This window comes from Rathayibacter sp. Leaf185 (assembly GCF_001423885.1).
GTDB lineage: Bacteria > Actinomycetota > Actinomycetes > Actinomycetales > Microbacteriaceae > Rathayibacter.
Window position 1 is genome coordinate 85,793 of record NZ_LMPP01000005.1, and the last position, 19,453, is coordinate 105,245.

Genomic DNA, 19,453 nt, shown 5'->3' on the forward strand with positions numbered 1-19,453 from the left:
CAAGCTCACAGGACGTGGACGCTCCGTGGGGCCTCAGCGAGTGATCGGTGGACGACCGGAGCCTGTGGAGGAGCCGTCGACGCGCTCGACCGCCATCTCCACCGCGGACAGCAGGACGCGGCTCCCGATCTTCGTGCGGTAGCGCCGCCCCGCCTCGAGGGGCAGCGGAGCCTGCGTGGTGGTCACCAGTACGGAGCCGTTGGCCGACCAGCGGTCGCGGATCCACAGTCCGCCCTCGTCGAAGCCGAACTCGAGGTGCGTCTTCGACAATGACCGCGAAGGGTCGGGGATGGCCAGGATGTGACGGAAGGTCTCGCCCGGGTCAGGAAGAGGCTCCCGGCCGATCAGTCCGTTGCCGGTCACGATCGCGTGCTGCCCGGAGGCGAAGCTGAGCCGGACGAGGCCCTGGGCCGGGGGCGCCATCGGAGCACCCGGCGCCGGGCGGCGGTGCCGACCGGGCGCGAGGCCGGGGAGCCAGGCGCGGCGGGAGGGATCGAGCACCGTGGTGTCGCCGGCGGCGGTGGGGCGCGACGAACCGGGAGTCGCGTGCGAGGCCACCGAGGATCCGCACTCGCCGCAGAGGATCGCCCCGGGGGCGAGTGTGGAGCCACACGTGCTGCAGATCACCGAGAACGCCCTTCCGCTCTCCATCGTAGCCAGGAGCCGCCCGGGTACTCCTGGACCTCCGGGATCAGCCCGGGTCTCCCGTCACCGCGAGCACGTCGACGACGACCACCGTGATGTTGTCCCGGCCGCCGTTCTCGAGGGCCGCGGCGATCAGCGCGTCCACCGCCTCCTGAGCGTTCCCAGTGGTGGCGAGGAGGTGCTCGAGTCCGGCGTCGGTGAGCTCCTTGGTGAGCCCGTCGGAGCAGATCAGCAGGCGGGAGGGCGCGATCACGGGAACGAGCCGGTAGTCGGGCACCGGCGCCTCGTGGAAGCCGACCGCGCGCGTGATGACGTTGCTGTGCGGATGCACGTCCGCTTCGTCGCGGGTGATGAGCCCGGCGTCGACGAGTTCCTGGACGATCGAGTGGTCGACGGTCAGTTGCACGAGGGATCCCTCGATCCACAGGTACACCCGGGAGTCGCCGATGTTGAACACCGACCAGTACGGCTCACCGCCGATCGCGGTCAGAGCCGCTCCCGTGACGGTGGTGCCGGTCCCGCCGTCCGCGTCGCCGGGGCGACGCGCGATGTCGTCCACCGCGTCCCGCAACGCACGGTCGATCTCCTCCGCGCCGACCGTCGCCCCGGTGGCGGCGCGGGAGAGTCGCGAGACGACGGCGTTGCTCGCGACCTCTCCGGCCGCGTGGCCGCCCATTCCGTCGGCCACGGCGAAGAGGGGCGACTTCGCGAGGTAGCTGTCCTCGTTCGCGCTGCGGACGAGTCCCGTGTGCGTGCCCGCGGCCCATCCGATCCGGACCTCGGCGGAGGGGGCGTCCGAACTCCAGGCCGATACGGGTACCGTGACGGACGCGCGGCTGCGGCCGATCTGCGTCATCACGCCTCCTCGCCCGAGCCCGACTCCGCCCTCGCGGGCCGGAAGAACCTTCCGATGGTACCGGCTGGCGAGCCGAGCCCGGCCTCGTGTCGCCGCGGTCCGCTCGGGGCCCTTCGGTGGTCGGGAGTTCCGCACCGAATGACAGCGCATTCCGGCTCCGCGCAGGCTCCGCGTGTACGGATTCACTTGCCGCGACCCCGGTCGACTGTCAGAATCCTCGCATGAGCCCCTCCCGACCTCCTTCTCAGCGCCCGATCCAGCTCGACGACGTGTCGAAGGCGATCATCGAGCAGCTGCAGGCCGACGGACGCCGTTCCTACGCCGAGATCGGCAAGGCGGTGGGTCTCAGCGAGGCCGCGGTGCGGCAGCGGGTTCAGAAGCTCACGGAGTCGGGGGTCATGCAGATCGTCGCAGTCACCGACCCGATGCAGCTGGGCTTCTACCGGCAGGCGATGATCGGCGTTCGTGTCACGGGCGACACCCGGGACGTCGCGGACCGGCTCGCGGCGATCCCGGCGGTCGACTACGTGGTCCTCACGGCCGGCACGTTCGACATCCTCGCCGAGGTCGTCTGCGAGAACGACGACGACCTCATCGCCCTTCTCAACCAGGAGATCCGCTCGCTGCCGGGCGTGCTCTCGACCGAGACCTTCGTCTATCTCAAACTTCACAAGCAGTTCTACAACTGGGGAACGCGGTAACCAATGACCGAGACAGCCTTTTCGACCGTCGGCCTCGAGTCCGGAGAGACGGTGACCGGCGCCGATTCGACCGACGGCATCGACGACTCCGCACTCCAGAAGAAGGCCAAGGACCACCTCTGGATGCACTTCACCCGTCAGTCCGTGATGGACTCCGGTGCCGGCGTGCCGATCATCACCAAGGGTGAGGGCCACCACATCTGGGACAGCACGGGGCGGAAGTACTTCGACGGACTCTCCGGGCTCTTCGTCGTCAACGCCGGCCACGGACGGCGTCGACTCGCGGAGGCGGCTGCGAAGCAGGCCGCCGAGCTCTCGTTCTTCCCGCTGTGGTCCTACGCGACGCCGTCGGCGATCGAGCTCGCAGACCGCCTCGCCGACTACGCGCCGGGTGACCTCAACCGCGTCTTCTTCTCGACCGGCGGCGGCGAGGCGGTCGAGACCGCCTTCAAGCTCGCCAAGCACTTCTGGAAGCTCCAGGGCAAGCCGGGCAAGCACAAGGTCATCTCCCGCTCCGTCGCCTATCACGGCACCCCGCAGGGAGCGCTCGCCATCACGGGCATCCCGGCGATGAAGGCGATGTTCGAGCCGATCGTCCCCGGTGGCTTCCGCGTACCGAACACCAACTTCTACCGAGCCCCCGAGCACGGCGACGACCTCGAGGCCTTCGGCGTCTGGGCTGCCGACCGCATCGAGGAGATGATCGAGTTCGAGGGCCCCGAGACCGTCGCCGCCGTGTTCCTCGAGCCGGTGCAGAACTCCGGCGGCTGCTTCCCGCCCCCTCCCGGCTACTTCCAGCGGGTCCGCGAGATCTGCGATCGCCACGATGTCCTCCTGGTCTCGGACGAGGTGATCTGCGCGTTCGGCCGGATCGGGCACATGTTCGCCTGCGACGAGTACGGCTACGTGCCCGACATGATCACCTGCGCGAAGGGGATGACCAGCGGCTACTCCCCCATCGGCGCCACGATCATCAGCGATCGCATCTACGAGCCCTTCCGCCACGGCCAGGCGTCCTTCCCGCACGGCTACACCTTCGGGGGCCACCCGGTCTCGGCGGCGGTCGCTCTCGAGAATCTCGACATCTTCGAGGAGGAGAAGCTCAACGAACGCGTCCGCGAGAACTCCCCGATCTTCCGCTCGACCCTCGAGAAGCTGCTCGACCTGCCGATCGTCGGCGACGTGCGCGGCGCCGGCTACTTCTTCGGGATCGAGCTCGTCAAGGACAAGGCGACGAAGGAGACGTTCGACGATGACGAGTCCGAGCGCCTGCTGCGCGGATTCATGTCGAAGGCCCTCTTCGACGCGGGCCTCTACTGCAGGGCCGATGATCGCGGAGACCCCGTCGTGCAGCTCGCACCCCCGCTGACCATCGGGCCCGAGGAGTTCGACGAGATCGAGCAGATCCTCCGCGGAGTCCTGACCGAGGCATGGGCGCGCCTCTGAGCTGACCGCCCCGGGCGGAGTCACGCGGCGAGGTCCGTGTCGATCCGCCCGGGAGCCCGGCTCGCCTGCTCGAGGGCGCAGACCAGTCGGCGGGCTTCCGGGTCGTGCGGGTCGGAGCGCACCGCCCAGCTCGCCAGTCGAACGGCGTCCTCCCGTCTGCCGGCGGCCCACGTCACGGAGGCCAGTACGACGAGCACCGGAGCACGCTCTGTGGCGGGAGCCGACGCCGCCGCCGCCCCGAGCAGCTCGAGCAGCTGACTCGACGGAGGCCGGTTCGAGGCGGCAGCGATCCGGAGTGCGTGCTCGCGCCAGCCCTGGCGCTGGGCGCAGACGATCAGGGCGGCCACGGCCTGGGATCGACGCTCGCAGCACCACCCGGCCGCAGCACGACGCAAGAGCGCATCGACGCTCGACCGGACGGACTCGGAGAGCTCGGCCCGCGGATGGCGGTCGAGCAGGAGATCAACTTGCGCGCCGACGGCCCTCGCCTCGCTGCGATCGACATCGGGAAGCAGCCGCCGCTCCGCTGGCACCCCCGGCGAACCTCCTCTCTCCCCCCGCGCTCCTGAGGGGCTCCCGGGGTCGACCACGACGTCGAGATCATGGATACCCACGCGTCGGGCGGCCGCGATGAGGGCGTCGGTGAGCACTCGGTTCTGCGGCTCGTCCGGGCGCTCGGTGTAAACGACGGCGACGACGGCCTCCGCGCGCCCGAAGCATCCGAGCGCGCCGATGAATGCGCGAGCGCAGGGCGGCGCGTCCTCCGCGGGAAGATCGAAGCGGAGAGCGCCGGTCGCTCGGCCCTGCCTCAGAGGGACGAGCACCACGCTCTCGCGGGGTGAGAAGCCGACGAGGTCGGGGATCGAGGCGACGATGCGGTGGGAGGTGCGGTGGGGTTCGAGTGCCGTGAGTGTCATGCGGAGATCGTGGCCGGGGTGACCTCGCCCGCGCGGATCGTCCTCCCGATCTGGAGACAACCGCCTCGATCGACACCTGTGGAGGGCTGAGGCGGTCGGCCGTCGCGCGACCGCGACGCGCACGTGTTCTTCGTGACCGCGGACGAGGCGGTCGGCGCAGCACTCCTCCCCAGGCGCCCCTTCGCGGACTTCTGCACCGATGTCCGATTCCCGCGAGAGGGGCAGCAGGGCCGTCGTTATTCTCGGCGTATGAGAATGATTCCCCTTCATGTCCGACGCGTCGACAGCCCGCTCGGTCGCATCGAAGTCGGCAGTGACGGCGAGTCCATCGTGTCGCTCTTCATCGAGAGCGGCGGAGCACTCCCCCATGACCACCTGCCCGCCGGCGACCTCGACGTCCTCGAGAGAGCGGCGCTTCAGCTCGCCGAGTACTTCGCCGGAGAGCGACGGCGGTTCGACCTGCCGATCGTCCTCCAGGGCACGCCCTTCCAGCTCGAGATCTGGAGCGAGCTGCAACGGGTCGACTGGGGAGAGATCACCTCTTACGGGGCGCTCGGTCAGGCGACCGGCCGACTCCGCTCCGGCCGTCCGATCGGAGGAGCGGTCGGCGCCAACCCGATCCCCATCATCGTGGGCTGCCACCGAGTCCTCGCGGGCGACGGACGCATCACCGGATTCAGCGCCGGCGAGGGCATTGCGACGAAGGCCTGGCTGCTCGATCACGAAGGGATCGCGCACCGATGACGCTCGCTGATGGCCTCGTCGCCGGAGACGACGGACTCACGCGATGCGCGTGGAGCGCCGCCGACCCGGAGTACCGCCGCTATCACGACGAGGAGTGGGGCACCCCGCTCCACGGCGATCGGGAGCTCTTCGAGAAGATCTGCCTCGAGGGCTTCCAGTCCGGTCTGTCGTGGATCACGATCCTCCGCAAGCGCCCGCGCTTCCGCGAGGTCTTCCACGACTTCGAGCTCGAGACCGTCTCGCAGATGGGCGAGGAGGACGTCGACCGCCTCATGGACGACCCCGGCATCATCCGCAATCGGGCCAAGATCCTGGCGACCGTCGACAACGCCCGGGCAGCGCTCGTGCTCCGCGAGCGCGACGGCGAGGGAGCGATCGACCGCCTCGTCTGGTCCTTCGAAGAGCCTGCGCCAACCGCTCCGAAGACCATCAAGGAGATCCCGACGGCGACTCCCGCCTCATTGGCGCTGTCCAAGGCCCTGCGCAAGGCTGGATTCCGTTTCGTCGGTCCGACCACGATGTACGCCCTGCTGCAGTCGGCCGGAGTCGTCGATGACCATCTCGCCGGCTGCTTCCGCGCCGCAGCCTAGAGCGTCAGCCTTCGCGCACCACTAGATCGATCTCGCCCGTCTCGCCGTTCGGAGACAGCTCGAACCCCCTACCGCCCGCCCACTCCGCGAGCTCCTCGATCGAGTCCGACCGGACCCCGTCCTCGACGAGCGCGCGGACGAAGCGTCCCTTCCCCTGCTTGTTGAAGTGGTTGAGGTTGCGGAGAGTCCCCGACGCGTCCCTCGACCGCACCCGTACGAAACGACGGTCCTCGCCCCGAACGAGCGGCCCGAGCGCCGCGTACGCCTCGCTCCGCAGGTCCAGGACGAGACCGCTCAGGCCGGCGATCACCTCCGCGGCGGACTGCGCCCACCAGCGCTTGAGCGGGAAACCAGGGATCCGGGAGTCGTGCGAGAGGCGGTAGGCGGGGATCGCGTCGAGCGCACGCACAGGCCCCCAGAGGGCCGAATGGATGACGACGATCTGCCCGAGGACCTCCTGCGCGCCGGTTGTGAGCGATCCTGCGTCGAGCGCATCGAAGAGCACTCCGTCGAAGCGGTCGACAGCGGCCATCCCGAGCGGTGACACGAGCGCCGCGTTCCGGTCGATCTCGTCGAGCTGTCGCGGCCCGAGCTTGAGCGCCCGCGTCGAGAGCTCCCTGTCGCGGGAGAGCTCGACCAGAGCGTCGCGGAGCAGTCGCCGCCGATCCGTCAGCTCGGGGAATGCAAGGTCCTCGAGCACGAACGGCGACGAACCGCCGCTCCGCTTGGTCTCGGACGGCGGAAGCAGGACGTGCACAGGACTCCTTCTCGGGCGGGCGCAGACGACGGAGGGGCCGGGCGATCTCGATGATCGCCCGGCCCCTCCGGATGCCGCGGTGCGCGGCGGTGGTTCAGACGAGTGCCGCCTCGCGGGCGACGACCGTGACGACGTCGTTCTCGACCGAGAGGAAGCCGTCATCGGCCTGCGCGGTGATGCGCGTGCCGTCGACCGCGGTCACTCGGACCTCACCGGAGGCGAGGATCGCGAGCAGCGGCTCGTGACCCGCCAGGATCCCGATCTCGCCCTCGACGGTGCGAGCGGTGAGCTGACGGGCCTCGCCCGCCCAGACCTCCGCCGTCGCGGAGACGACGCTGACCCTCAGAGTGCCGGCCATGATCAGCCGTTCTCCTTCTGGATCTGAGCCCACTTCTCCTCGACGTCCGAGATCGAGCCGACGTTGAAGAACGCCTGCTCGGCCACGTTGTCGAACTCGCCCTTGCTGATCGCGTCGAACGACTCGATCGTGTCCTTCAGCGGAACGGTCGACCCCTCGACACCGGTGAACTTCTTCGCCATGTAGGTGTTCTGCGAGAGGAACTGCTGGATCCGGCGCGCTCGCGACACCGTGATCTTGTCCTCCTCGGAGAGCTCGTCGACACCGAGGATCGCGATGATCTCCTGCAGCTCCTTGTTCTTCTGGAGGATCTGCTTGACGGTGGTCGCCACGCGGTAGTGATCGGCGCCCAGGTAGCGGGGGTCGAGGATGCGCGACGTCGAGGTCAGCGGGTCGACGGCCGGGTAGAGGCCCTTCGATGCGATCTCACGCGAGAGCTCGGTGGTCGCGTCGAGGTGGGCGAAGGTGGTCGCCGGCGCCGGGTCGGTGTAGTCGTCCGCAGGAACGTAGATCGCCTGCAGCGAGGTGATCGAGTGTCCACGGGTCGACGTGATGCGCTCCTGGAGCACACCCATCTCGTCGGCGAGGTTCGGCTGGTAGCCCACGGCCGAGGGCATGCGGCCCAGAAGGGTCGACACCTCCGAGCCGGCCTGGGTGAAGCGGAAGATGTTGTCGATGAAGAGCAGAACGTCCTGCTTCTGCACATCGCGGAAGTACTCGGCCATGGTCAGGGCAGACAGGGCCACCCGCAGTCGGGTTCCCGGCGGCTCGTCCATCTGGCCGAAGACGAGGGCGGTCTTGTCGAAGACCCCCGCCTCCTCCATCTCGGCGATGAGGTCGTTGCCCTCACGGGTGCGCTCGCCCACTCCGGCGAACACCGACACTCCACCGTGGTCCTGCGCGACGCGCTGGATCATCTCCTGGATGAGGACGGTCTTGCCGACGCCCGCTCCGCCGAACAGGCCGATCTTGCCTCCCTGCACGTACGGGGTGAGGAGGTCGATGACCTTGATGCCGGTCTCGAAGAGCTCGGTCTTCGACTCGAGCTGGTCGAAGGCCGGGGGCTTGCGGTGGATCGGCCAGCGCTCGGTGATCTCGAACGACTCGCCGTTGATCTTGCCGTCGGCGTCGGCGTTGAGCACCTCGCCGATCACGTTGAAGACCTTGCCCTTGGTCACGTCGCCGACCGGGACCGAGATCGGCAGGCCGGTGTCGTGGACCTCCTGGCCGCGGACGAGTCCGTCGGTCGGGTTCAGCGAGATGGCGCGGACGAGGTCGTCGCCCAGGTGCTGCGCGACCTCGAAGGTCAGCTTGCTCGAGACACCCTCGACCTCGACGTGCGTGTAGAGCGCGTTGTAGACCTCGGGGATCGCGTCGTGGGGGAACTCGATGTCAACGACGGGGCCGGTGACGCGAGCGATACGGCCGACGGCCCCGCCCGGAGTCCCGGTCGCCGCCTCAGGTGCGGTCAGTGTCATTGCTTCTTCCTTCTAGGTCTCACCGCTCCCGGAGGGCGGAGTCTTCGTGTCTGGGGAGGAGAGCCGTCTACTTCTTGGACGACAGGGCGTCGGCGCCGCCGACGATCTCCGCGATCTGCTGCGTGATCTCGGTCTGGCGCGCGTTGTTGGCGAGCCGCGTGTAGGTCTTGATGAGCGTGTCGGCGTTGTCGCTCGCCGACTTCATCGCCTTCTGACGTGCCGCGTGCTCGGACGCCGCCGACTGCAGCATCGCGTTGAAGATGCGGCTCTCGACGTAGACCGGCAGGAGGCGGTCGAGGACCGTCTCGGGGTCGGGCTCGAACTCGTAGAGCGGATAGAGATCGGTGTTCTGATCCTCCGCCCCCTCGACGACCTCGAGCGGCAGGAGCCGGACGACCGTCGGCTGCTGCGTGACCATGCTGACGAAGCGGTTGTAGACGAGGTGGATCTCGTCCACTCCGCCCTCCTCGTCATCGAGGTTGTACGACTCGACGACCGCATCCGCGATCTCCTTCGCCGTCTCGAACAGGGGCTGGTCGGTACCGCCGGTCCAGATTCGCACGCTGGGGCGCTTCCGGAACGAGAAGTATGCGTTCGCCTTGCGGCCGACGAGGTAGAAGACGACCTCCTTGCCCTCGCTGCGCAGGAGCGATGCGAGCTCCTCCGCCTCCTTGAGCACGCTCGAGGAGAAGGCGCCCGCGAGGCCGCGGTCGGAGGTGAAGATCACGATCGCGGCCGTGTCGAGCTTCTCGCGCTCGGTCGTGAGCGGGTGCTCGACGTTCGAGTAGGTCGCGACGGCCGACACGGCGCGCGTGATCGCGTTCGAGTACGGGGCTGCGGCAGCGACGCGGTTCTGCGCCTTCTGGATGCGCGAGGCCGAGATCAGCTCCATGGCCCGAGTGATCTTCTTGGTCGTCTGGGCCGAACGGATCTTCGACCGGTAGACCCGAAGTTGCGCTCCCATGTGTCTCCTGTAGTCCTTGTGTGTCGAATCGCCGGGGTGCCGCTGTTAGCGGCGACCCTTCACGATCTTCTCCTGGCCGACCTCGTCGGCCGAGATGGCCTGGTGCTCCTCGCGCCCGACGGAGGCGAGCGGCTTGCCCTCGCCCGTCTGGAACTCGAGCTTGAAGCCGTCGACGGCCCGGTCGAGCTCCTTCACGGTGTCGTCCGAGAGGACGTTGGTGTCGCGCAGAGTGCTCAGGACCTGGGTGTTGCGTCCGAGGTAGTCGAGCAGCTCGCGCTCGAAGCGCAGCACGTCGGGCACGGGGACCTCGTCGAGCTTGCCGTTGGTGCCGGCCCAGATCGAGACGACCTGCTCCTCGACGGGATACGGCGAGTACTGCGGCTGCTTGAGCAGCTCGGTGAGGCGGGCACCTCGGGCGAGCTGACGGCGCGACGCGGCGTCGAGGTCGGAGGCGAACATCGCGAAGGCCTCGAGCGAGCGGTACTGCGCGAGCTCGAGCTTCAGCGTGCCGGACACCTTCTTGATCGACTTGACCTGGGCGTCACCACCGACGCGGGAGACCGAGATGCCCACGTCGACCGCCGGACGCTGGTTGGCGTTGAAGAGGTCGGACTGGAGGAAGATCTGGCCGTCGGTGATCGAGATCACGTTCGTCGGGATGTAGGCCGAGACGTCATTGGCCTTGGTCTCGATGATCGGAAGGCCGGTCATCGAGCCGGCGCCGAGCTCGTCCGAGAGCTTCGCGCAGCGCTCGAGCAGGCGGGAGTGCAGGTAGAACACGTCGCCGGGGTACGCCTCGCGTCCCGGCGGACGGCGCAGGAGGAGCGACACGGCGCGGTAGGCCTCGGCCTGCTTCGACAGGTCGTCGAAGATGATCAGCACGTGCTTGCCGCCGTACATCCAGTGCTGGCCGATGGCCGAGCCGGTGTAGGGGGCGAGGTACTTGAAGCCGGCGGGGTCGGAGGCGGGAGACGCGACGATCGTCGTGTACTCCATCGCTCCGGCGTCCTCGAGCGCGCCCTTCACCGAGGCGATGGTCGAGCCCTTCTGGCCGATGGCGACGTAGATGCAGCGCACCTGCTTGTTGGTGTCGCCCGACTCCCAGTTGGCCTTCTGGTTGATGATCGTGTCGATGGCGATGGCCGTCTTGCCGGTCTGGCGGTCGCCGATGATCAGCTGGCGCTGTCCGCGGCCGACGGGGATCATCGCGTCGATGGCCTTGATGCCGGTCTGCAGCGGCTCGTGGACCGACTTGCGCGACATGACGCCGGGCGCCTGGAGCTCGAGAGCACGGCGGCCCTCGGAGGCGATGTCGCCCAGTCCGTCGATCGGGTTGCCGAGCGGGTCGACGACGCGGCCGAGGTAGCCGTCTCCGACGGGGACGGAGAGGACCTCGCCCGTGCGGGTGACCTCCATGCCCTCCTCGATGCCGGAGAACTCTCCGAGCACGACGACGCCGATCTCGTTCTCGTCGAGGTTCTGGGCGAGGCCCAGCACACCGTTCGAGAAGCGGATGAGCTCATTGGCCATGACGCCGGGGAGTCCCTCGACGTGGGCGATGCCGTCTGCGGCGTCGATGACGTAGCCGACCTCGGTGGTGGAGGCCTTGCCCGGCTCGTACGACGAGACGAAGTCCTTCAGCGCGTCGCGGATCTCATCCGGGCTGATGGTGATATCTGCCATGGGAATTCCTATTCGTTGGGTCCGTGCGAGCCGAAGCGGTCGTCGGGGCCTGACCTGGATGGTGCGGGGGTCGGAGGCGGCGCGAGCCGCTCCCTGAGGATACGTGCGCCCGTCAGGACGCGAGCTGGAGCTTCAGGTCGGAGAGCCGCGCGGACACGGTCCCGTCGATGACCTCGTCGCCGACGTGCAGACGCATCCCGCCCAGGAGGGAGGGATCGACGAGCACGTTGACGGAGACCGGGCGGCTGTACTGACGCGACAGCGCCGAGCGCAGCCGGTCGAGCTGCCCGGGGGCGAGCGGTGCGGCGACCGAGACCGTGGCGATGGTGAATCCGCCCTGGTCGGCCACGACGCCCGCGGCGAAGCGGACGAGCTCGGGGATGCGGCGGCCGCGCGGGTGGGCGACGAGCTGGCGGAGGATCGCGAGTGTCTCGGCCGAGGCCTTGCCCTCGAGCAGGCGCTGCACGAGCGCCACCTTCGAATCGGCCGCGGCGAGCTTGCTGCCGAGCGCGAGCTCGAGCTGCGCGTCGGATGCGACGACCGCGCCGAAGGTCTGAAGCTCGGTCTCGAGCGACACACCCTCGGGGGCGGAGGACGCGATAGCGCGCACCCCGACCTCCTCGATCCCGGCGACGAGATCGCTCGAGCTCGACCAGCGGTGTCCGACCACGACGGTGAGCAGGCGCTTGGCCGGCTCTCCGAACGGACCGAACACACGGGCGACGAGTGAGCGCTTGAGATCGGCGTCCGCACTCGGGTCGGAGAGGGCGGAGCGCAGCTGCGCCTGCCCGTCGATGACCCGTGCCGCCTCGAAGAGCTGCTGAGCCGTGTCGAGGGACGCCTGACCGCCGAGGACGGAGAGCTCCGCCTTCGCCGATGCGAGTGCCTGCCTTGACGCGCTGCCCATCAGCTGCTCGCCTTCTCCGAGGCCTCGAGGTCGGCGAGGAAGCGGTCCACGATCGCGGACGCCTTCGCGTCGTCGTTGAGGCTCTCGCCGATCACGCCGGAGGCGAGATCGATGGCGAGGGTTCCGACTTCGGAGCGCAGAGCGACGACGGCCGCCTGGCGGTCGGCCTCGATCTGGGCGTGCGCATTGTGGAGGATGCGCTCGGCCTCGACCTGCGCCTGCTCCTTCTTCGCCGCCACGATCGCGTTGCCGTCGGCGTTGGCCTTCTCGCGGATCACTCCGGCCTCGGCGCGGGCCTCGGCCAGCTGAGCGGTGTACTTCTCGAGCGCGAGCTCGGCCTGGCGCTGAGCCTCGTCGGCCTTCGCGATGTTGCCCTCGATCGCCGCGGAGCGCTCGTCGAGGAGCTTCTGGAGTCGCGGGAGCACCAGCTTCCAGAAGAAGAAGAGCAGGACGAGGAAGATCACCCCCGACCAGAAGAAGTCGTAGAACTCCGGGATCAGAATGACCGCGGGGACGTCACCTTCTTCCGCAGCGATGTTCACAGCGGTGCTGAACACGACTACGCCGCGAAGATGAAGTAGGTGGCGAGGCCGATGAGCGCGAGCACCTCGGTGAACGCGATGCCGAGGAACATCGTGGTCTGGAGGCGGCCGGCCATCTCGGGCTGGCGCGCCATGGCCTCGACGGTCTTGCCTGCGACGATGCCGACACCGATGCCGGGGCCGATCGCTGCGAGGCCGTAACCGACCGTCGCGATGTTGCCGGTGAGTTCGGCGAGAACGGTGACTGAGTCCACGAGTGGGTCCTTTCAGTGGGGTGATCGTGTGAACGGGCGGGAGCCCGTGAGTAGTGGGGTCAGTGCTCTTCCGCGACGGCCAACTGGATGTAGACCGCGGTGAGGAGGGTGAAGATGTAGGCCTGCAGCACGGCGACCAGCAGCTCGAAGAGCGTGAACGCGCCTCCGAACCCGAAGGTCAGGATGCCGAAGAGCTTGAAGCCCGGGTCGACCTGCGAGCTGAAGAGGAAGAACTGCGTCGCCGAGAAGCACAGCACCAGGAGGAGGTGCCCGACGATCATGTTCATCACGAGCCGCAGCGCGAGCGACAGCGGACGGATGATGAACGTCTGCAGCAGCTCGATCGGCGTCAGGATGAAGTAGATGAGGAACGGGGCACCGGGCGGGAAGAGGGCGTTCTTGAAGAAGCCCACCCCGCGGTCCTTGATGCCGGCGTAGATGAAGGTGACGTACGCGACCAGGCCGAGGAAGAGCGGCATGCCGACGACCGAGGTCCCCGCGATGTTCAGGAACGGCACGATGCCGGTCAGGTTCATCGAGATGATCGCGAAGAAGATCGTCACGAGGATCGGCAGGAACCGGCGCGCGTCCTTCTCGCCGAGGATGTCCTTCGCGATCGTGACGCGCACGAAGTCGAAGGCCATCTCGACGACGCTCTGGAAGCGTCCGGGCACGAGGCGCATCTTCCGGGTCCCGAAGTAGAAGAACAGCATCAGTGCGATGACCGCGACGAAGCGGACCAGCATGACGCGGTTGATCTCGAAGGGGGTGTCCACGAAGAGGAAACCGGGCGGGAAGAACTCGGAGATCGACGGGGTGTGGAAGTCACTCTCACCGGTCGAGGACGAGACCAACAGGGTCACAGCGTTAGCAAACAGCGCTAGCTCCTGGAATTCGGGGCGTGGCACGTTACAGCTGAACGAATCGAATCGTTCGGACGCAACGCTCTCGCGACGACGAAAGGTGGGGTCTTCCGCTCAAGCGGCGATCGTACTCGACGGCCGACATCAACGATGAGACGACCTGAGGACACGTTCGCCTGCGGATTCATCCCTACTGTAGCAACAGAACGGCCTGAGAGCCGAATCGCGAGGCTCTCAGAAAGCACTCGGCCGGCTCTCATCGGGCTATGTCGCTGACGTTCGGGATGCGCGAGCGGGACACGACGAGCACGTCGATCACGAGCGACCCGAGGACGGCGACGATGATCGTGACGAACATCGCCGTGCTGTTCAGCCAGGGCTGATCGCGCAGCACCAGGGCGGCGATGATGAAGAGCACGAACTTCGCCAGCCAGGTGCCGAGGACGACGGCGAAGAAGCCGCCGATGTCGAGACGGTTCGCGACGAGGATGCTCGCGGCGGTGAGGGCGACCATCACACCGCCGACGATCGCGCCGAGCAGGGCTCCGAGCGCCCCCTCCGCCCCTGCTGCGACCGCACCGATCGCGGCGCCGACCACCGCCAGGACGAGGACGAACACGCCTCCGATGACGAGGGTCCTGCGCAGGACGGGCACTGAGGCGGGCTGCTGGCGGACGACGGCCGGGTTCTCTCCGGTCATGATGCTTCTTTCCGCGCCACGGGTGACGCTGTCGTGTCACGACCGAGCGGACGCTCGTCGGACGGACGACCGGGCTCCGGTGCGGAGGCGCGGTCGAGCGGGTCGAGGACGGGGGACGCCTCCGCGAGCTGGGCCGCGGCCTCGAGGCGCTTGCGGCGGCTGAGCGGAGCGAGCGTGACGACCGTGCAGACGAGGAGGCCTACGGCGAGGAAGACCAGCGGGACCCAGAGCACGTCGACGACGAACATCAGCAGGCAGCTGAACGCGATGACCGCGGTCCACGCGTAGAAGATGAGCACCGCGTGCAGATGCGAGTGGCCCATGTCGAGCAGGCGGTGGTGGAGGTGCTTGCGGTCGGCGCTGAACGGCGACTTGCCGGCGCGCAGCCTCCGGACCACCGCGAGGCCGAAGTCCATCAGCGGCACGACCAGGATCGCGAACGGCAGGATGATCGGGATGAACGCGGGCAGCAGCTCCTTCGCGGCCAGCTGCGCCGGATCGATCTGCCCCGTGACCGCGATGGCCGACGTCGCCATCAGCATCCCGACGAGCAGCGCTCCCCCATCGCCCATGAACATCTTCGCCGGCCGCCAGTTGATCGGCAGGAATCCCGCGCACGCGCCGACCAGAACGACGGCGATCAGGGAGGCGAGGTTGAAGTAGTCGGTCGGCGACGTCTGCTGCACCAGCAGGTAGCTGTAGAGGAAGAAGACGCCGTTCGCGATGAGCGCGACGCCGGCGACCAGCCCGTCGAGTCCGTCGATGAAGTTGAGCGCGTTCGTCACGAGCACGATCGCCAGAACGGTGATGATCAGCGACATCCACGGCGATCCGACCGTCAGGCCGCCGATCGGCAGCGAGACGATCTGGACGCCTTTCCAGGCGATCAGCCCGGCAGCGATGAGCTGGCCCGCCAGCTTCGTGGTCCAGTCGAGGTCCCAGATGTCGTCGGCGACTCCGATCAGAACGATCAGGAGGCTCGCACCGAGGATCGCGAGGATCGGCTCCGGATTCGAGAAGACGAGCCGGAAGTAGGGCAGCTGCGAGGCGATCGCGAAGCCGACCACGATCCCCAGGAACATCGCGATGCCACCGAGCCGCGGAGTCGGGCGGGTGTGCATGTCACGGACGCGGATCTTCGGGTAGAGCCGGTACTTCAGGCTCAGCTTGAGGATCACGAACGACAGGACACCGGTCACGATCGCGACGGCGAGCGAGACGAGGGCGAAGGTGATCATCCGTCACTCACTCGGAGCGGCATCGGCACGTGCGGTGCCGCTCGCCGACGGCTCGTCGAGCAGGCGCGCACCGGATGCCCAGTCGGGGCGGGCACTCGGTGCGGGCGCCTCCGCAGGCCGGGCCGACTGCTCAGGCTGCTCGGACCCCTCCGGCTCCTCGGACCCGAGCGACGTGTCGGTCGACGCGTCGTAGGAGGCGACCTCGGTCGCCGGGGCGTCGGGGTCCGGCAGCAGGTCGCCGATGACCTCGCGAATCTGCTCGACGGAGACGACCCCCTGACGCAGGACCCTCAACGTCCCGCCGTCGAAGCTGAGCGCCGTCGCATCGACGATGGTGGACGACTCGCTGGCCCCGGCCGGACGGTCGCTGTAGCGCGCGCCAGCCGCTCCGGCGTCGAGATAGACGTCGACGGCGTCGCCGAGCTGGTCGAACGCCTCCTGCGCGGTCGTGGCGGAGGGCTGCCCCGTCTTGTTCGCCGACGAGACGGCGAGGGGCCCCGTCTCGGCGAGGAGCTCGATCGTGACGGGGTTGTCGGGCATGCGCAGGGCGACGGTGCCCTTGGTCTCCCCGAGATCCCAGACCAGCGACGGCTGTGCATGCAGCACGATCGTGAGGCCGCCCGGCCAGAAGGCCTTGGCGAGCTCGCGGACAGCGTCGGGGACGTTCTCGGCGAGGGCGTCGAGGGCTGCGATGTCCCCGATGAGAACGGGGGGCGGCGACTGCCTGGTGCGCCCCTTCGCGTCGAGCAGCCGCTGCACGGCGGCCGCGTCGAAGGCGTTCGCGGCGACGCCGTACACCGTGTCGGTCGGGATCACGACGAGCTCACCGCGCCCGATCGCCGTCCGCGCGAGACGGGTGCCGGTGAGGAGGTCGGTGTCGACGGAGCAGTCGTAGATGCGAGCCATAACAAGCCGATGATACCGGGCTCGCTCCTCTTTACTCGGTCCGCCTCCGCTCGCACGCTTTGAGGAGCTTGGAGCGACAGGGGATAGATCATTTCGTGCCCCTGCCGAGGTCCAACGACGGGCCGATGCTTGAGTCGTTCTCCGTGACCTTTCCTCACCTGCTGATCCGATATGGAGAGCTCGACCGGGCCCGCTGCGGCACCTGCTCGGCGAACCAGGTCCTCATCGTGTCCGCCGATCCAGGCAGCTCCGATCCAGGCAGCTCCGTGATCGAAGGGGCCCGGGGTCCTCACGTCGTCGGAGGATCGCGCGATCCCGCCGCGGGAGAGCTGCGGGCGTCACGTCGGACCCACTCGTCGATGGAGCGACGCCCGGAGCAGGTGATCCGTTGATCCTGAGAGGCCGAGCCTGGATGAAGCTGGACTCCACCGCCGTGATCGAGGGAGCGGACCGGGCGCTGGTCCTGGAGATGAACCACGCCGACTCGAGGCCGATGATCCTGGAAGCGACCGCCTTCACGATCTGGCAGGAGATCGACGGGGAGTCGGACACCGACGCGATCGTTCAACGCCTTTCACAGCGGCAGGGCCTGAATGCCGATCTCATCCGGCCGGACGTCGAGGCCTTCCTCCTCCGTCTGGCTCGGGACCATGTCATCGCGAGCCTGATTCCCCCTTCTTCCGTCTCCGAACGGCCGAGGGAGTGACGCCGTTCGCGACGCTCGACATGCTGAGCGCCACGCAACTGGCCCACGCACTCACCGCTCATCTCGCCTCCGAGATCGGCATCCGTGCGATCTGCGTGAAAGGCCCTGTGCTGGCTGATCAGGGGCTCCGGTCACCACGCGTGTCGAGCGACGCCGACGTCCTCGTCGAGCCGGGTGCGATCGACGGTCTCGTCGCGGCGCTCCGGTCCCGAGGCTGGAGCGAGCGCTTCGTTGCCGACGTCCCCAGAATCCTTCGCAACCATGCCCGGACGCTCACCCATCCCGAATGGCCGTGCGACATCGATCTGCACCACGGCTTCCTCGGCTTCCTCGCCTCCGATGAGGAGGTGTTCGAGGCTCTCTGGGAACGTCGGTCCACCACTCGCATCGCGGATGTCGACGTCATCTGCACCGATCCTGTCGCGAACTCCGCGATGCTCGCTCTGCACTGCCTTCGCGAGATGCATGTGCTTCGCAACCGCGATGAGCTCGATCAGCTGACGGCGGCATGGTCGACTCCGCGGCCGGATCTCGACTCCGCAGAGCTGATCTCGCTCGCGACGCGCACGGGAGCCGTCGAGACGCTGCGCCCGTTCTTCGAGCGGATCGGTCTCCGGGCGGCCATTCGCCCGCACGACGCCGATGCCCTCGCCGCGTGGACACTCCACACCGCCTCCGTGGGAAGCGGACGTGCAGCGGCATGGCTGGCCGCGATCACCGCGGCCGGCTGGCGTCAGCGCCCGCAGCTCCTGGTCCACGCGATCTTCCCGCCCGAGGAGGAGTACCGACTCGAGCACCCCGAGATCGAGCGCGGCCGCGTGGCCTTCGCCCGGGCCATCGCTCGCCGCGGCATGAAGGGGTTCCGGGACCTCCCGACCGCCTTGAAGCAGCTCGAGCAGGCACGCCGGATCAGTCGCGAACTCCACTCCGGCGAGGTCGTCATGTCAAGCAGGGCGAGGCGATCGGGGTCGACTCGAGGGTCGGTCGCGCGGCCCCAGGAGGAGGAGGAGCAGAGGCGCAGGTCCGTCGCCATCATCGGGACCCGGGGGTATCCGAGTTACTACGGAGGCTTCGAGACCGCGGTCCGCAGGATCGCACCGTACCTCGTCGACCGAGGATGGGACGTCACGGTATACGGCAGGGACGGCTCGACGAAGTCCGACGACCGCGACCGGGACCCTCGGGTGATCACGAGGGTCACCGCGGGCCTGGAGACCCGATCGTTGAGCACACTGACCTACGGCCTCACCGCATGTCTCGACGCGCTCCGGCGCGAACCCGACGTTGCGCTGGTCATGAACGTGGCGAACGGCTTCTGGCTGCCTCTGCTCAGCGCTCGAGGAATCCCCAGCGCTGTCAACGTCGACGGCGTCGAGTGGGACCGGGCGAAGTGGGGGCCCATCGCGAAGAACGTGTTCCGCAGCGGCGCACGCGCCACGGCGCTCTTCGGTGACGAGCTCATCTTCGACGCCGAGGCGATCGCCACACGGTGGCAGCGCGAGTTCCGACGGACGGGGACGTTCATCCCGTACGGCGGCGACGACCCCGGTGAGCTACCCGTCGTCAGCGGGTTCCCCCACCGCGGCTACATTCTCGTCGTCGCCCGCTTCGTCCCCGAGAACACCGTCGCGGAATTCCTCGACGCAGCGGAAGTCCTCGCCGCGCGATGGCCCGTCGTCATCGTCGGATCCTCGGGCTACGGCGGCGAGCTGGACGCACGAGCCGAGCGCCTGGCCGTCGAGCACCGCTCCGTCACCTGGCTGGGTCACGTCAGCGACGACCAGATGCTGTTCGCCCTCTGGCAGCACGCAGGCGCCTATTTCCACGGGCACAGCGTGGGCGGAACGAACCCGGCGCTCGTACAGGCGATGTCCTGCGGCGCTCCGACCGTCGCACGCGACACTGTCTACAACAGAGAGGTCCTCGGAGTGACCGCGGAGTACGCGCAACCCGCCGCCACAGCGATCATCGAGGCTGTCAGCCGGCTCATGGAGGACCCCGGCAGGCAGGAGCGACTCAGCGCGGCGACATACGCACGCGGACGAGAGCACTACTCGTGGGAGGCGGTCTGCGAGGGATACGAGGCCACGCTCAGGAGCCTCGTGACGTCGAGACGACGTCGTCGATGATCAGCCGGACTCGTATCGGAGACGACTCCGCTTCCCTTCCCATCCGGATCCTCCCGGAGCTCCGATCGA

The 19,453-nt window shown here is 68.3% G+C and carries 21 protein-coding genes; 6 read left to right on the plus strand and 15 right to left on the minus strand.

Features of this window, described 5'->3' with window-relative positions:
- Nucleotides 1-33 precede the first annotated feature (33 nt).
- Together ASG06_RS16435 and ASG06_RS16440 are read right to left on the minus strand one after the other, a co-directional pair.
- Nucleotides 34-558: a hypothetical protein gene (locus ASG06_RS16435; protein WP_056044509.1), complete on the minus strand. Its 525-nt coding sequence runs from the start codon at nt 556-558 to the stop codon at nt 34-36.
- A 133-nt stretch (nt 559-691) separates the two neighbouring features.
- Nucleotides 692-1,501 (minus strand): PP2C family protein-serine/threonine phosphatase, encoded by an 810-nt coding sequence (locus tag ASG06_RS16440; RefSeq protein WP_056044510.1) that lies wholly within the window; start codon nt 1,499-1,501, stop codon nt 692-694.
- A 221-nt stretch (nt 1,502-1,722) separates the two neighbouring features.
- On the opposite strand from ASG06_RS16440, the gene ASG06_RS16445 reads away from it, so the two are divergent.
- Together ASG06_RS16445 and ASG06_RS16450 are read left to right on the plus strand one after the other, a co-directional pair.
- Complete coding sequence (locus tag ASG06_RS16445) at nt 1,723-2,202, plus strand: Lrp/AsnC family transcriptional regulator (RefSeq protein ID WP_056044512.1); 480 nt, start codon at nt 1,723-1,725, stop codon at nt 2,200-2,202.
- A gap of 3 nt (nt 2,203-2,205) precedes the next feature.
- On the plus strand, nt 2,206-3,648 hold the full coding sequence (locus ASG06_RS16450; RefSeq protein ID WP_082499308.1) for an aspartate aminotransferase family protein: 1,443 nt from the start codon (nt 2,206-2,208) through the stop codon (nt 3,646-3,648).
- Between the two features lie 20 nt (nt 3,649-3,668).
- Here the strand turns inward: ASG06_RS16450 and ASG06_RS16455 are convergent, their stop codons facing one another.
- A complete protein-coding gene (locus ASG06_RS16455) occupies nt 3,669-4,565 on the minus strand; it encodes a DUF4192 family protein (RefSeq protein WP_056044513.1) in 897 nt (298 codons plus the stop codon).
- A gap of 249 nt (nt 4,566-4,814) precedes the next feature.
- Here ASG06_RS16455 and ASG06_RS16460 point away from each other — a divergent pair, with 249 nt between their 5' ends.
- Both ASG06_RS16460 and ASG06_RS16465 read left to right on the plus strand, forming a co-directional pair.
- Nucleotides 4,815-5,309, plus strand: a complete 495-nt coding sequence (locus ASG06_RS16460; RefSeq protein WP_056044516.1) for a methylated-DNA--[protein]-cysteine S-methyltransferase — start codon at nt 4,815-4,817, stop codon at nt 5,307-5,309.
- On the plus strand, nt 5,306-5,899 hold the full coding sequence (locus ASG06_RS16465) for a DNA-3-methyladenine glycosylase I (protein WP_056044517.1): 594 nt from the start codon (nt 5,306-5,308) through the stop codon (nt 5,897-5,899). The genes ASG06_RS16460 and ASG06_RS16465 overlap by 4 nt, the downstream gene beginning before the upstream one ends.
- Nucleotides 5,900-5,903: 4 nt before the next feature.
- On the opposite strand, the gene ASG06_RS16470 is transcribed toward ASG06_RS16465, so the two are convergent.
- From ASG06_RS16470 to ASG06_RS16525, 12 genes are all read right to left on the minus strand, one after another.
- A complete protein-coding gene (locus ASG06_RS16470) occupies nt 5,904-6,656 on the minus strand; it encodes a YaaA family protein (protein WP_056044520.1) in 753 nt (250 codons plus the stop codon).
- A gap of 94 nt (nt 6,657-6,750) precedes the next feature.
- Complete coding sequence (locus ASG06_RS16475; RefSeq protein ID WP_056044522.1) at nt 6,751-7,014, minus strand: F0F1 ATP synthase subunit epsilon; 264 nt, start codon at nt 7,012-7,014, stop codon at nt 6,751-6,753.
- Nucleotides 7,015-7,016: 2 nt separating this feature from the next.
- Nucleotides 7,017-8,492: a F0F1 ATP synthase subunit beta gene (atpD, locus tag ASG06_RS16480; protein WP_056044523.1), complete on the minus strand. Its 1,476-nt coding sequence runs from the start codon at nt 8,490-8,492 to the stop codon at nt 7,017-7,019.
- A gap of 67 nt (nt 8,493-8,559) precedes the next feature.
- On the minus strand, nt 8,560-9,456 hold the full coding sequence (locus tag ASG06_RS16485) for a F0F1 ATP synthase subunit gamma (protein ID WP_056044526.1): 897 nt from the start codon (nt 9,454-9,456) through the stop codon (nt 8,560-8,562).
- A 45-nt stretch (nt 9,457-9,501) separates the two neighbouring features.
- The gene (gene atpA, locus ASG06_RS16490; protein ID WP_056044527.1) at nt 9,502-11,139 is read right to left on the minus strand and encodes a F0F1 ATP synthase subunit alpha; all 1,638 of its coding nucleotides are present in this window, start codon (nt 11,137-11,139) and stop codon (nt 9,502-9,504) included.
- A gap of 112 nt (nt 11,140-11,251) precedes the next feature.
- On the minus strand, nt 11,252-12,046 hold the full coding sequence (locus tag ASG06_RS16495; protein ID WP_056044530.1) for a F0F1 ATP synthase subunit delta: 795 nt from the start codon (nt 12,044-12,046) through the stop codon (nt 11,252-11,254).
- On the minus strand, nt 12,046-12,603 hold the full coding sequence (locus tag ASG06_RS16500; protein ID WP_056044532.1) for a F0F1 ATP synthase subunit B: 558 nt from the start codon (nt 12,601-12,603) through the stop codon (nt 12,046-12,048). The genes ASG06_RS16495 and ASG06_RS16500 overlap by 1 nt, the downstream gene beginning before the upstream one ends.
- A gap of 2 nt (nt 12,604-12,605) precedes the next feature.
- Complete coding sequence (locus tag ASG06_RS16505) at nt 12,606-12,842, minus strand: ATP synthase F0 subunit C (protein WP_055794702.1); 237 nt, start codon at nt 12,840-12,842, stop codon at nt 12,606-12,608.
- 59 nt (nt 12,843-12,901) lie between these two features.
- Nucleotides 12,902-13,705, minus strand: coding sequence for a F0F1 ATP synthase subunit A (atpB, locus tag ASG06_RS16510; RefSeq protein ID WP_056044534.1), 804 nt, complete (start codon nt 13,703-13,705; stop codon nt 12,902-12,904).
- A 256-nt stretch (nt 13,706-13,961) separates the two neighbouring features.
- Nucleotides 13,962-14,405: a hypothetical protein gene (locus ASG06_RS16515; RefSeq protein WP_056044536.1), complete on the minus strand. Its 444-nt coding sequence runs from the start codon at nt 14,403-14,405 to the stop codon at nt 13,962-13,964.
- Complete coding sequence (locus ASG06_RS16520; protein WP_082499309.1) at nt 14,402-15,643, minus strand: MraY family glycosyltransferase; 1,242 nt, start codon at nt 15,641-15,643, stop codon at nt 14,402-14,404. Before ASG06_RS16520 ends, ASG06_RS16515 begins: the two co-directional genes overlap by 4 nt.
- 3 nt (nt 15,644-15,646) lie before the next feature.
- Nucleotides 15,647-16,549, minus strand: coding sequence for an L-threonylcarbamoyladenylate synthase (locus ASG06_RS16525; RefSeq protein WP_082499310.1), 903 nt, complete (start codon nt 16,547-16,549; stop codon nt 15,647-15,649).
- A 412-nt stretch (nt 16,550-16,961) separates the two neighbouring features.
- Between ASG06_RS16525 and ASG06_RS16535 the strand changes: the two genes are divergently transcribed.
- Both ASG06_RS16535 and ASG06_RS19665 read left to right on the plus strand, forming a co-directional pair.
- Nucleotides 16,962-17,255, plus strand: coding sequence for a PqqD family protein (locus ASG06_RS16535; protein ID WP_056044541.1), 294 nt, complete (start codon nt 16,962-16,964; stop codon nt 17,253-17,255).
- Complete coding sequence (locus tag ASG06_RS19665) at nt 17,252-19,384, plus strand: glycosyltransferase (protein WP_082499311.1); 2,133 nt, start codon at nt 17,252-17,254, stop codon at nt 19,382-19,384. Before ASG06_RS16535 ends, ASG06_RS19665 begins: the two co-directional genes overlap by 4 nt.
- Nucleotides 19,385-19,453 lie beyond the last annotated feature (69 nt).

Excerpts from the sequence above, each read along its gene's own strand:
- ASG06_RS16440 (WP_056044510.1), bottom strand. The coding sequence starts at position 1,501 with ATGACGCAGATCGGCCGCAGCCGCGCGTCCGTCACGGTACCCGTATCG.
- ASG06_RS16445 (WP_056044512.1), top strand. The coding sequence starts at position 1,723 with ATGAGCCCCTCCCGACCTCCTTCTCAGCGCCCGATCCAGCTCGACGAC.
- ASG06_RS16450 (WP_082499308.1), top strand. The coding sequence starts at position 2,206 with ATGACCGAGACAGCCTTTTCGACCGTCGGCCTCGAGTCCGGAGAGACG.
- ASG06_RS16455 (WP_056044513.1), bottom strand. The coding sequence starts at position 4,565 with ATGACACTCACGGCACTCGAACCCCACCGCACCTCCCACCGCATCGTC.
- ASG06_RS16460 (WP_056044516.1), top strand. The coding sequence starts at position 4,815 with ATGAGAATGATTCCCCTTCATGTCCGACGCGTCGACAGCCCGCTCGGT.
- ASG06_RS16465 (WP_056044517.1), top strand. The coding sequence starts at position 5,306 with ATGACGCTCGCTGATGGCCTCGTCGCCGGAGACGACGGACTCACGCGA.
- ASG06_RS16475 (WP_056044522.1), bottom strand. The coding sequence starts at position 7,014 with ATGGCCGGCACTCTGAGGGTCAGCGTCGTCTCCGCGACGGCGGAGGTC.
- atpD (WP_056044523.1), bottom strand. The coding sequence starts at position 8,492 with ATGACACTGACCGCACCTGAGGCGGCGACCGGGACTCCGGGCGGGGCC.
- ASG06_RS16485 (WP_056044526.1), bottom strand. The coding sequence starts at position 9,456 with ATGGGAGCGCAACTTCGGGTCTACCGGTCGAAGATCCGTTCGGCCCAG.
- atpA (WP_056044527.1), bottom strand. The coding sequence starts at position 11,139 with ATGGCAGATATCACCATCAGCCCGGATGAGATCCGCGACGCGCTGAAG.
- ASG06_RS16495 (WP_056044530.1), bottom strand. The coding sequence starts at position 12,046 with ATGGGCAGCGCGTCAAGGCAGGCACTCGCATCGGCGAAGGCGGAGCTC.
- ASG06_RS16515 (WP_056044536.1), bottom strand. The coding sequence starts at position 14,405 with ATGACCGGAGAGAACCCGGCCGTCGTCCGCCAGCAGCCCGCCTCAGTG.
- ASG06_RS16520 (WP_082499309.1), bottom strand. The coding sequence starts at position 15,643 with ATGATCACCTTCGCCCTCGTCTCGCTCGCCGTCGCGATCGTGACCGGT.
- ASG06_RS16525 (WP_082499310.1), bottom strand. The coding sequence starts at position 16,549 with ATGGCTCGCATCTACGACTGCTCCGTCGACACCGACCTCCTCACCGGC.
- ASG06_RS16535 (WP_056044541.1), top strand. The coding sequence starts at position 16,962 with ATGAAGCTGGACTCCACCGCCGTGATCGAGGGAGCGGACCGGGCGCTG.